The organism is Vagococcus allomyrinae, from assembly GCF_017829975.1.
GTDB lineage: Bacteria > Bacillota > Bacilli > Lactobacillales > Vagococcaceae > Vagococcus_D > Vagococcus_D allomyrinae.
Genome location: NZ_JAEEGA010000012.1, coordinates 169,137 through 180,993, shown reverse-complemented (window position 1 = coordinate 180,993; position 11,857 = coordinate 169,137). Strand labels below are relative to the sequence as shown.

14 protein-coding genes are annotated in these 11,857 nt (G+C 39.2%); 13 read left to right on the top strand and 1 reads right to left on the bottom strand.

The genetic code is table 11. The annotated features are described in order from the left end of the window. The 13 genes from I6N95_RS17870 to I6N95_RS17815 all read left to right on the top strand — a co-directional run. Nucleotides 1-382, top strand: a 382-nt coding sequence (locus tag I6N95_RS17870) for a hypothetical protein (RefSeq protein ID WP_209530548.1), incomplete at its 5' end; no start/stop codon positions are given. A gap of 19 nt (nt 383-401) precedes the next feature. Beyond that, complete coding sequence (locus tag I6N95_RS17865) at nt 402-584, top strand: hypothetical protein (RefSeq protein WP_209530546.1); 183 nt, start codon at nt 402-404, stop codon at nt 582-584. A gap of 14 nt (nt 585-598) precedes the next feature. Beyond that, on the top strand, nt 599-913 hold the full coding sequence (locus I6N95_RS17860; RefSeq protein ID WP_209530544.1) for a recombinase family protein: 315 nt from the start codon (nt 599-601) through the stop codon (nt 911-913). 50 nt (nt 914-963) lie between these two features. Further along, on the top strand, nt 964-2,622 hold the full coding sequence (locus tag I6N95_RS17855; RefSeq protein ID WP_209530542.1) for a LysM peptidoglycan-binding domain-containing protein: 1,659 nt from the start codon (nt 964-966) through the stop codon (nt 2,620-2,622). Between the two features lie 15 nt (nt 2,623-2,637). Next, nucleotides 2,638-2,868 (top strand): hypothetical protein, encoded by a 231-nt coding sequence (locus I6N95_RS17850; RefSeq protein ID WP_209530540.1) that lies wholly within the window; start codon nt 2,638-2,640, stop codon nt 2,866-2,868. A 195-nt stretch (nt 2,869-3,063) separates the two neighbouring features. Beyond that, the gene (locus I6N95_RS27155; protein ID WP_347340576.1) at nt 3,064-3,198 is read left to right on the top strand and encodes a type II toxin-antitoxin system prevent-host-death family antitoxin; all 135 of its coding nucleotides are present in this window, start codon (nt 3,064-3,066) and stop codon (nt 3,196-3,198) included. 33 nt (nt 3,199-3,231) lie between these two features. Beyond that, nucleotides 3,232-3,432, top strand: coding sequence for a hypothetical protein (locus I6N95_RS27150; RefSeq protein ID WP_245249637.1), 201 nt, complete (start codon nt 3,232-3,234; stop codon nt 3,430-3,432). A 473-nt stretch (nt 3,433-3,905) separates the two neighbouring features. Continuing rightward, nucleotides 3,906-6,635, top strand: coding sequence for a sigma 54-interacting transcriptional regulator (locus tag I6N95_RS17840; protein WP_209530538.1), 2,730 nt, complete (start codon nt 3,906-3,908; stop codon nt 6,633-6,635). A gap of 145 nt (nt 6,636-6,780) precedes the next feature. After that, nucleotides 6,781-7,212 (top strand): PTS sugar transporter subunit IIA, encoded by a 432-nt coding sequence (locus I6N95_RS17835; protein ID WP_209530536.1) that lies wholly within the window; start codon nt 6,781-6,783, stop codon nt 7,210-7,212. Then, a complete protein-coding gene (locus tag I6N95_RS17830; RefSeq protein WP_209530534.1) occupies nt 7,206-7,697 on the top strand; it encodes a PTS sugar transporter subunit IIB in 492 nt (163 codons plus the stop codon). The genes I6N95_RS17835 and I6N95_RS17830 overlap by 7 nt, the downstream gene beginning before the upstream one ends. Nucleotides 7,698-7,699: 2 nt before the next feature. Beyond that, nucleotides 7,700-8,503 (top strand): PTS mannose/fructose/sorbose/N-acetylgalactosamine transporter subunit IIC, encoded by an 804-nt coding sequence (locus I6N95_RS17825; RefSeq protein ID WP_209530532.1) that lies wholly within the window; start codon nt 7,700-7,702, stop codon nt 8,501-8,503. Beyond that, nucleotides 8,496-9,317, top strand: coding sequence for a PTS system mannose/fructose/sorbose family transporter subunit IID (locus I6N95_RS17820; protein ID WP_209530530.1), 822 nt, complete (start codon nt 8,496-8,498; stop codon nt 9,315-9,317). Before I6N95_RS17825 ends, I6N95_RS17820 begins: the two co-directional genes overlap by 8 nt. After that, nucleotides 9,318-10,391 carry an SIS domain-containing protein gene (locus tag I6N95_RS17815; RefSeq protein ID WP_209530529.1) on the top strand — a complete coding sequence of 358 codons (1,074 nt, stop codon included), beginning with the start codon at nt 9,318-9,320 and terminating at the stop codon, nt 10,389-10,391. 109 nt (nt 10,392-10,500) lie between these two features. On the opposite strand, the gene I6N95_RS17810 is transcribed toward I6N95_RS17815, so the two are convergent. Then, nucleotides 10,501-11,724 carry a carboxylate--amine ligase gene (locus tag I6N95_RS17810; RefSeq protein WP_430727547.1) on the bottom strand — a complete coding sequence of 408 codons (1,224 nt, stop codon included), beginning with the start codon at nt 11,722-11,724 and terminating at the stop codon, nt 10,501-10,503. Nucleotides 11,725-11,857 lie beyond the last annotated feature (133 nt).

Sequence of the window (11,857 nt, the reverse complement as noted above, 5' to 3'; positions counted from 1 at the left end):
CCAAAAAGCAAGGAAAGGGGAGGCGATGATGCTAGTAACACAAAGTGATCTTAGACGATTGCGCAGTTCTGTTCGTTATCTCGAGTATTATTGGTATAACTATCAACGGACCTTTCCTCGCCATAGCCGGCAATGTCCCTATCAATCTGAGCTGGCAAGCTTTGACACCAGTCATTACCGACGATTGTTTGGAAGGGCCAAAAAAGTCTTAGGCACCAGTTATTACTATTTACCAACCCGCGATTATGGGGACATTAAACATTATGCCCATTTGTCCCGGCTACTTAGAACCAGTTTAAAACGCAAACGACCCTTGAAGGGCAAAGCGAAGCCCCTTCCTGAACAGGTCGTTTATTACACTGACGGTTTAGTACTTGATTAACCGTCTAAAGGAGAGTCACATGACCCACAAACAAGGCGCTAGTCTACGATTATTGGCCCTAATTGATTGCTTTAAAGAAGACCTTCAAGAGGCAGAAAGACAATCAAAACAAGAACCAACAGAAGCCTGCCAGTTGTTAATCCACAACTCGCGGAGTTTTCTGACGCAATTAAGTGATGTACTTTATCAGGATCACAACTAAGAAGGAGGGGAACCATGGCAACTTACGGCTATGTTAACTGTCAGTATCCCTTGCCGACAAACGATCAATTAAAAATTGTCAAAGACTACCACTGTGTTACGATTTTTATCGAAAAAGCCAGAAGCCGTGAACGACGGGAATTAAGGCAATTGATTCATCAGGTGGCACCAGGTGACACGATCGTCATTGCCAGTTTACAGGTGTTTGGCAAAACAGCAGCGGATACCATTCACATCATGAACGTACTAAAAAGCAAACAAGTGCGGTTAATTAGTTGGAGCACACAGCTCCATTTGAATTATTACAAACGAACAGCTGGTCTTTTTTAGGGAAGAAAAATGGGGAGGGAAGAGACAGGCGTTAACGAGGAGGAACAAATGTGACACGGGAAAAATGGAAAGTGATCGGGCTCAGCCACTACTACACAGTCAAACAGTTACGCCCACAACGCAAAGGAACACGACAGTTGTTGGCTCTGGATCGGGTAAGTTTTAGTCAATCCTACGGTGAAATCGTCGGGGTGATTGGCGGCAAAGGCTCAGGAAAAAGCACCTTAGGTGCTATTTTATTAGGTAAAAAACCGAGCGAAGGGTTAATCTCAGGAAATTCAGAAACAGGCAAAGCGCTCGTCCTGCCAGATCACCGTTACGATGAACGGACAGGGGAAAGCTATACCCGCCAACAATTGACAAAATGGGGCATTCCCAAGAAAAAAATCGGGGAAACGATGGAGCAGATCCTCTCCTTTTCAGAATTAGGTGGCCAGTTTGGCGTGAAAATGAAGCATTACTCACTGTCGGAAAAAAGCCAGCTGGCCATTAGTCTGTTGTTACATGTGGCACCGACGGTGATCTACATTGACGAGTCCCTCTTGCAGGTCAAGGAACATTTTTACATTAAAGTCTTTTTGTTTTTGGAGAAGCTTAAAGAGTTGGGCTCAAGCATCTGGATTGAAACAGAACAAGTCAAACGAATTGAAACCTACTGTGATCGCCTGATCTGGTTGGAGTTTGGTCAACTCAAACAACACGGCAACGTCACCGATGTCCTTACGGCTTATTACGATTACTATTTTCAAATTAAGCGCTTAAGCCTGAAGGAGCAACAAGAATTTTGGGAAGAAGGCTATCAAGGCCAAATCGAGGAAAACCTGATTGAAGAGCCACCAGAGACTATAGAGCAATCAAAAGTGGTGGCCCTCAGCCAAGTGGAGCAAGAACCCGTTTCTGAGGAACCAATCGAAGTAGAAGACCAAGCAGACACCCCAGTTTCCGAGTCGCCGAGCCGCCGCCAGCGACAACCAGCCAAAAGCAATTATAACTGGCTAATAAGTCTGGGACTTTTAGGAGGCCTGATGGGGCTGGCTTTTTTTGTTCTTTACCCTCGCTTAAAAGCCACGACTCAGCCGATTTTACCTCAAACAGGGCCAGTCTCAAGCCTTAATAGCCATGACTCAACAGTCAGCGCCACCTCAGAGACCTTGCCAGTCAGCTTAGCTGAAGAGCTTCCGGGAACCTACCGAGTGAAAGCCGGCGAGAGCTTATCAGATATCGCTCAAGCACTGGGACTTAGTCTAGCTGATTTACAAAAATGGAACCAGCTAACGGACTATCAGATTCAGCCTAATCAAGTACTAGTCACCGTTCCGCCCATTGAGACAGTTCAAGAGGAACCGACAATTGCTTTAGCCAGCTTTAACCATATCGTCAAAGATGGCGAGAGCTTGGCCACAATCGCAGAAACCTACCAAATCAGTCTGGCGGACTTACAAGCGGCCAATCAGTTAACAGAGCTGACGATTTACGCAGGCAGCCAGCTATCCTTACCCGCAACAGCAAAAGCGCCAGAGCCTGAGCCAGCTCGCGTTCCTTCAAAAGAAATCGAACCAGTCTCACCTTCAGCTGAACACGTGGTAGCAGCAGGAGATACTCTTTACAGCATTGCACGAAAATACGGGGTTGATGTCATGGCCATTCAGCAAGCCAATCATTTACAAACCGAACAATTATCTCTAGGGCAAGTCTTGCACTTGCCTTAGAAAAGGAGGGCAGACATGTCAACAGAGATTGAAGCAGTCGCAACAGACCTAAAAGCCACCATGGCGGAAGTCATGGCGGTGTTAGCAAGAGAGTTAGACGAAAAAAATCATCAATTGGAGCGGGCCCAGCAACAAATTCTGGCCCAACAACAATTAACGATACAGGCAAATGAACGGATACGCTTATTGGAGAATGGCCATCTTTCTCAAGGGGGAAAGGGAAAGCGGGCAATTAGTAAGGGATAAAGGTGATGAGTTAAGGTCACAGGAAAAGTTTTCTAACAAAGTAATTGATTGATGATTAGAAATGCTAGTTAACAAATAAGAATACGTTAAATAAGTAAATTATCTAATTTAGTGTAGATTAATTGTTGTTCAAATTTCTAGCTGTAAATTTAAAACTAATGACGTTATAATTATTAAAAGAAAGGTTTGATTAAAGTGGAAGTAATTAAGCCTAGTACGATTTTGAGAAATTATAACAAAGTGCTTGATGAAGTGCAAGATGGCGAGCCACTGATCTTAACAAAAAATGGGGTTGGCAAAGTTGTTATGGTTAATATTGATCAGTGGTAGCGACAACAAGCTGAAATCAGGCTATTAACAGAATTGAATCGCGGGGAACAAGATTTTGGTGAAGGCGAAGAGATTGAAGAATTCGCCAAAAAGTATAAATTAGGTGATTTTAGTGAGTATCAGGTAAAAATGAGGCGCCAATTTGAGTATGATATTGAACGGATTCATCACCACCTTTCAATGAGGAATTATTATGTGTGTACGAAAAAGAAAGATTTTATCATGACTTGCTAAGACTGCGAACCAGCCTAAGCACGGAGCTGTGTTCAGCAATAAAATTAATATTGACAATGATTACCGATATATGGTTAGTGGTGATTATCTGATTTTCTATAAGATTTTCGAAAGTGAAAAAAGTGCCAATTTATCATGAAAAAGAAAATTACTTGGTCAAATTGAAATTGACTTAACGGAAAGAGATTGTGACAGTTGTCCAGTCTCTTTTTTTTAATTCTCTCAAAAAAAGTAATTGGAAATATGTGCTCTATTTTGATTAATAGTTTCGCGCGTTCCATTGCTTTTCATTTTTTCTGGAAAAAAAGAGTATACATTTGCTGAATCTATCGGTAGTATAGACCATATAGATTTGAAATAGAACAAGTTTCCACCAAATAATCTAATGGAGTTATAGGTCTGATTATTTAACATGAAGTATATATTTGGGAGTGAGATGGCTTTAAGTAAGTGATAACTGGGGAGGAATCAGTATGAGGGAAGCGCTGGAAAAGGTATTAATCAATAGCACATTGAATGTTTCATTGGGAGATAGTTCATTAGTATCAACTCATTATTTTTCAGAAAAGTGTCAAGTCGATCGAACGACGGCGTCACAGTATTTAAATGAATTAGTGGCTGAGGGGAAAGCGATTAAGGTAAATACTCGACCGGTTCTTTTTTTTCATTTAGAGACTCTTAGACAACGTTGCGATAATCAGGTTGAATTTGAAAAAGTTTATCCGACAGCCAATAGTTTTTGGGAACTACTTAAGCAATTTATGAAAAAAAATGATGTTTTTAAGGAGCTGATTGGGTCATCGGGGAGTTTAAGTCATGTGCTGGAAAAGTCAAAATCAGCTGTGACATACCCGAATGGCGGATTACCGATTTTACTATTAGGAGCTACAGGAGTTGGGAAAAGTCTAATTGCCCAAAAGCTATTTGAATATGGTCAATCAGAGGGATTATATGGTGAAAACAGCCGATTCTTAGCGGTCAATTGTTCAGAGTATGCCGATAACCCCCAATTTTTCTTAACCCATATTTTTGGTAATGTAAAAGGGGCATATACAGGCGCAGAATCTAATAATGATGGGTTGGTAAACATAGCGGATAAAGGCATTTTATTTTTAGATGAGATTCATTGCTTAACACCTGAATGTCAAGAAAAGCTATACCATTTTATGGATAAGGGGACTTATCAACAAGTTGGTGATAACACGACGGTTCATCACGCTCAAGTGCAATTAATTTTTGCGACATCGGAAGATCCGGAAATTAAGTTACTTAAACCCTTGATGCGGCGAATACCGATCACGCTAAAAATTCCTTCATTAGATAATCGGCCTGTTCTGGAGAAAAAAGAATTGGTTTACCGCTTGTTTTTAAATGAGGCAAAACGAATTAATCAGAAGATCAGTTTAACCAAACGAGTCTATCAGGTGATTGTTGACTATCATTTTTCAGGCAATGTCGGCCAGTTAGTGAATTGTTTGAAGGTTTGTACAGCGTCAGCCTTAATGACACAACTTACTAGTAAGGACTCACTGGAGATAGATATTAATCATTTGCCAGATTATATCATTAGAGAATGCGCATTAAATGGCAGTCTTTATGCTGGTGGCAGTACAGAGTTAATCCCGCTTGATTTATTGGAAATCGAGTATTCTCATAACAAGAATATTTATGCGTTTAATCAACTCCTTATCCAAATTGGTTTGTTTGATGGGGCGGCCGTATCTTCAGAATTAGAAGTAGCCTTAAACAAATATATCGAAAGTGTTTGTTTTGAGGAGAATCAAACGGGGATCAAAGAGTTACTGTACACAGGGTTTATTCAAAGTACATGCCAAAAATTATTACCAAAGTATCAAGTGACCATCACCAATGATGATACGATGACTTTTAGTAAATTATTGAGTAGCCTTGTGGCAACCATTCACTTATGTGCAGATCTAGCCACAGAGAATCAACTTAAAATCACAAAGCTTAAAGAAGACATTCATTCATTTGATCGGCATTATTATCAATTAACTCTGGCTTTTTGTGAGGCGATTAGTCGTGAATTAGCAGTTGAGATAACCGAGTTAGGATTTATTAATCTATATCTGTTTATCAAAAAATTCATTTTATCAGATGAGCAAAAAGAAACGCGAGCTATTGTTTTGTGTCATGGTTTTTCAACGGCTAGCAGTATTAAGAATACCGCCAATCAGTTATTAGGTAATCATATTTTTGATGCTCTTGATATGCCTATTGAAATGGAAGCCAAAGCCATTGCTGAAAAACTAAGTGATTATGTCAACGATTTACCAAAGACCCAAAACCTAATTATTTTAGTTGATATGGGATCACTGGAAGCTATTCATCAAAATATTAAAAGCAATAAACAACTGACTATTGCTTTATTTAACAATGTGACGATGAAACTGGTTTTGGACATTGGGTTTAAGCTAATTGCAAACGAAAGTATTTCCTCAATAGTCGAAACGATCGATCAAAACAATTATCGCAGTCATTCGGTTTTTGTTGAGAACAAGCGCAGAGATAAGTGTTTAATTTTTACTAGTCCAACTGGCATTAGCATGGCAGATAAAATTAAGAAGATTATTCAAAATAGTTTACCTACTGAGATTGATTTATTATTTGATAGTGAAGATTACGACATCCTGCTTAAGGAAAAAGAAAAAGCGGCCGTTTTTCGTGACTACATCGTTACCGGCGTCATTGGAACGACAAATCCAGATATTTCAAACCAGTCATTTTATCCGATAGAAGACTTCATTCAGTTACAAGATTTTGAGACCTTGGTACATATTTTTGGAGATTATTTGAGCGGTGAGCAAATCCAGCGAATGGCAGATAATATTTTGAAATATTTTTCTCAAGATAACTTGGTTGAAAATTTGACGATTTTGAATCCTGAGAAAATTGTCCGATATGTAGAAGAGATTTTAGATTATTTGCAGAAAAAGTTGGATGTGCCTTTTGATAGTCGGGTCATAGTTGGACTATATATACATATCAGTTGTTTGATTGAGCGGTTAATTACCGAAAAATATATTACCAGCTATGACAATTTGGCAATGTTCGAGGCGACTCAAAACACGTTTATTCAAATTGTTGGCGAAAGTTTTACTAAACTGGAAAAAGATTATTGTGTTGAAATACCGACGAGTGAAATTGCCTATTTGTATGATTACATTTACAAAAGTCAGTAGTGTGGAAGATTAATTTAATAGTGTGGAGAAGATGGGAATTAGTGTGGTAATCACCTAATTTCTATCTTTTTTTATTGAAATCACGGCTTTTTAAAACTTGGCACGCAATTTGCTTATATAAATACATCAGAGAAAGGAGTAGCGTATGACACACAAACTTATTTTAGCCTCCCATGGCAGCTTAGCCGAGGGGATGGTAAGCGCCATTGACATGATCTTAGGAACGAATCATGACGTGCAAGGATTTGGACTTGATACCTATGAAACGCCAGATGAGATAGGCGCAAAAGTGCAATCAATTTTGGCAGAAGACCCAAGGATGACTTATATATTAATAACAGACATCAAAGGAGGAAGTGTTTACAATGAACTAGTTAAATTCTGCGTAGAAGAAAATGTCTATGTTTTAACGGGGATGAACTTATCAATGTGCTTGGAACTCCAGTTGATGTCAGCGGAGATAAATGTTGCAGAGAAGCTTGATAATGTGCTTCAAACAAGTCGTCAGGGAATTGATGTGTTTTCAAAAGTCATTATTTCAGAAAAAAAACAATTGGAGGATGAAGAATTATGGTAAAAATTATGCGAGTAGATGAGCGGTTGTTGCATGGGCAAGTAGCAGTTACTTGGGTAAATAATTTGAACGTGGGTTCTATCTTAGTTGCCAATGATGAAGTCGCGACAAATGAAATGTCAAAGATGGCGATCCAAATGGTAAAGCCCAATGGTATTAGTTTAGCCATTAAAACAGTGGAAGATGGTATTGCTATATTAAATGATCCACGTACTGAAAATTTAAATATTTTAGTGCTAGTGAGAACCCTTGCTGATGCTCTAGCTATCACAGAGCGAGTGGAAACGATTGAGAGAGTCAATGTAGGAGGCGTTAGAAAAAAAGAGGGAGCCAAGCTCGTTTCGCCAGCGGTCTATTTGAATCAGGCGGATTTACTAAATGTTAGGGAAATTTCAAACATTGTCAGGGATGTTGACTTTAGAATGACTCCTGCTGATTCGCCAAAAACTGGGAAGCAAATTTTAGAACAATACCTAGAGGAGGAGTAGCCATGACAGTTATGCAAGCACTATTAATCGCCTTAGTTTTATTGGTTTTTACAGTAGGGGAGGCTTGGTTTGCTTATCCCATGATTAATCAACCCTTAGTTTTATGTCCAATAGTGGGTCTAATTATGGGGGATGTGGTAACAGGAATAACTGCTGGAGCGACCTTACAGATGATTTTCTTGGGAACGATGCAAATTGGTGGAACAGTTCCAGCTGATGCGCCCTTGGGTTCAGTGATTGGGACTGCCTTCGCTATATCCATGGGGAAAAGTGTCGAAGTGGCGTTGACATTTGCTGTTCCGATTTCAATGTTAGGTTCATTTTTAATTGTGTTGGCGTATATTATTCGTGGTTTGTTTAACCCAAAAGTGGAACAGTTAATTAACGACGGGAATGGTAAAGGACTGGAGCGCTTGTATTATGGATTGGCTGTTATTCCAGAAATACCACGGGTGTTAGCCGCATTTATTACATTGCTAATCGGTTCCAATTTCGCCAAGACAATTATTGATTTTATTCCAGCGACAGTTATTGATGGCTTGAATTTTGCAACAGATTTGATGCCTGCAGTGGGGATTGCCTTATTATTAAGAATGATGTGGAACAAAAAATATGGGATTTATTATGTTCTCGGTTTATTGTTAGTCTCATTTTTCCAATTGGAAGTAATCGGTGTGGCTGCCGTTGGTGTCGTTTTGGCAGTGATTTTATACATTGAAGGAGATAAACTGTCTGGATCTGGCCAAGCGAAGCAGGTCGTAACGACGGGAGCAATGAGTGTAGAGGAGGAGCTATTTAATGATTAACAATCAAGTTTCGATTGAGAAAAATGATAAAAAAATGTTGAATAAAGTGTTCTGGCGAACCATGACCCTCAGTGTTAATTATAACTATGAAAGAATGCAAGCCTTTGGATTCGTCTTTACGATGATCCCTGTCATTGAAACGTATTATCAAGATCAAGCTGATAGGAAAGAAGCATATCAACGTCATTTTGAGTTGTTTAATACAACACCAACTATGGGTGGGTTTATCACAGGTCTAACAGCTTCAATGGAAAAAGAAGCGGCCTCTGATCAGCTGTTTGATAAGAGCTCAATTAATGCCATAAAGGTTAGTCTAATGGGACCTTTGGCAGGAATCGGGGATTCAATCTTCTGGGGATCATTACGAGTTATTTCATTAGGTTTGGGGATCTCTTTAGCCAGTCAAGGCAATTTTCTGGGAATCATTTTGCACCTGCTGCTATTTAATATTCCGGCAACCCTAGTTCGTTACTATGGCACAACTTTAGGCTTTGGCTTAGGTAGCTCATTCATAAAGAAAGCATCTGAAAGTGGTTTGTTCAATTCTATTACTAAAGGTGCGAGTATTGTAGGATTAATGACGGTAGGTGCAATGACCTGTACGCTGATTAGTTTTAAAATCGAAAAGGTTTTAACTTTTGGAAGTGAGAAGTTAGCTGTTCAAGAGATTTTTGACAGTATTTTTCCTAATATTCTGCCGATACTATTGACCTTTATTTGTTTTAAAGCTGTGACTAAAAATGTTAAACCGATAACGATTATGATTTGGATGATTTGTTTAAGTGTTCTTGGAAAAGTGATCGGGGTGATTTAGATGGAGACAGTGACCTTTTTGGATTGTATTAGAAGAATTCCCTCCCTTATTGAAGAGGTAGTTCGTGATGGGATACCCGCCATTCAACGATGGCTTGAGACTACGCCAGATCTTCAAGAGGTAACGGAAATTATCATTGTTGGGTCTGGTACATCGGATACAGCGGCACAAACAGCACGTCCCTTTGTGACTAAAATGAGCCACCTACCCGTTAGAACCATTGTGCCAACTGAATTTTTGGAAGCCACCTACCTGTATCCGGAAAATGCGTTGTATCTTTTTGTTTCGCAAACGGGAACCTCCACATTAACACGACACGCGTTGCAATTTGTAAAAAAACAAGGGTTTCTTCATGTGGCTTTAACGGAATCAGCTGAGACGCCGCTTGCAAAAGAGGCTGAGTACCATTTACTACTGGGCTGTGGCCACGAAGAATTTCCAATGAGGACCATCGGTTATTCAACAAGTGCATTTACCTTAATGATGATTGGGCTGGAACTGGGACGTTCCAAAGGGTTGATTTCAGAGACAGACTATCAAAGACAATTAAAAGAAGTTGAGCAAGCAACGACACATCAAGTAGAATTAGTGGACAAGACATTGAGCTGGATGGAGGGCTGCCAGCAAAAAATGAGTCAATCAAGTTGCATTTTGTTTGTGGGAAGTGCTGACCTAATAGGATTAGCTAGGGAAGGTGCAATGAAAATCTGGGAAATACCTCAAATTGCTTCTATTGGCTATGAAATTGAAGAAAGCTTACATGGGCCAAATTATGGCTATAACAGCAGTCATTGTGTGATTGTCCTGAATGATCATAGTCAAAATGAACAAAAGTTATTATCTTTGGCTCGATACACCAAAGATATTAAAAAAAATGGTTATGTTCTTGGAGAAACAGTTATTGATAAACATGATCTTCAGTTTGATATCCGTAATCATGACTTTAAGTTTCTGGAGTTTTCAATTGTCATCCAAGTCATTGCTTACAAGCTGGCATTATTTGTTGGCAGAGACATGGTTTCACCTCATGACAATTCAGTCATGTACAGCTATTTCACAACACATGATAACTAGCATAATGTGCTTCTGTAGACGAAAACCAATTAGTTAACTCCTAACTAATTGGTTTTTTTTATGTTTTAATAGTCGTCATAGCATAATCAGAAAGACTTCTGGGGGGAGGCTATTTTTCAGAAAAATAGGTTTTGAAGCCTTTTTTATAGTTGTAGTAAGCGTATTTCATCAAAATATATCGTCTCAGGTTCATATCTTTTGAATAAAACAGCGTATGACCACATTGTTTAGCTGCAATTAATGCCAAAGCCTGCTCTTTATCTGCTCCATCCTTAGCGTATTTTTTTAAGACAGATTCAGGAGCGCCTAGCCAAAGTTTCTGGCTTTTAGCGAAGGTGGTTTGCTCAAAAGGAGTGTTCATGATCCGATCTTCTACTAGGTATTTAGCCAGATTATAGCCATTCCATGTCACATAATAGCTGGAACGACCTTGTCTAATATTGATCTCAAATAACTTATATTGTTGATCTCGAGTATCGTACTTCATATCAAAGTTAGCAAATCCTACGTAGCCGATTCGCTCTAAAAAGGATTTGATTCGATCGTAGATCTCTTGATTAAAATCAGGCAAGATGGCGCTATAATTGCCGATTGAAGCGGGAGAAGGGTCTTCGAGCAGTGGATGTCCCAAACACATCATTCTCACTTTAGAATCCTGATCCACATAAGCATTTAAAACCCTCATGTTTTCATCGCCACCAGGGATAAAATCCTGACAGACCATTTCAGAGGTGTAACCACATTGATAGATTTTTTGACAGATATCCTTGACTTCCTCAAGGGAATCTAGAACATAGGCCTTCTTTCGTCCAGCGAAGTCAACATCCAAGTATTCGATACTGTTTGCTGCTTTAAGGGCAACTGGAAATGAAAAAGGGATTTTTAAGTCGCCTTTTTCAACGAGATCTTTCGTGATGATATAGGTATCGGGATAGGGAAGCTCGTATTGCTCACAAATCGAGTAGAAACTTACCTTATTTGTTAATTTTTCCATCAACTCCTCATTAATATAAGGACAAATAAAGAACTCTGACAATTCCTCCTTGTGGCGACCAACTAATTCAACGTAGCCGTCACCGCAAGCAATTAGAAGATAGGTGACATCTTTCTTTTTTTCTTTACCAATTTTTCTCATGGTATTGATGAAGACTGGATCAGTGTCGAAACCAGGTTCCACATGCACATTGACGATAGCTGAATACTTTGTTGGAGCTAAAGCCGTCGAAGCGTAGGCATCACTTACAATGCCGTATTCTTCATGAAATGATCTGGCCATACCGTATACATTAATATCGCTACCTAATAAAATAGGTTGAAATTTATTATTTTTCATTATCTTTTCCCCCATAGTTCCTAAGTTACAATGTTATTAAAATTCCCCGTTTTTTAAAAAATAATTCAAACATTTCAAAAAGTAAAGTGAAATCGTTCGTTTAGCTGTAGTTATTTGAGCGGTTATGTCTGAA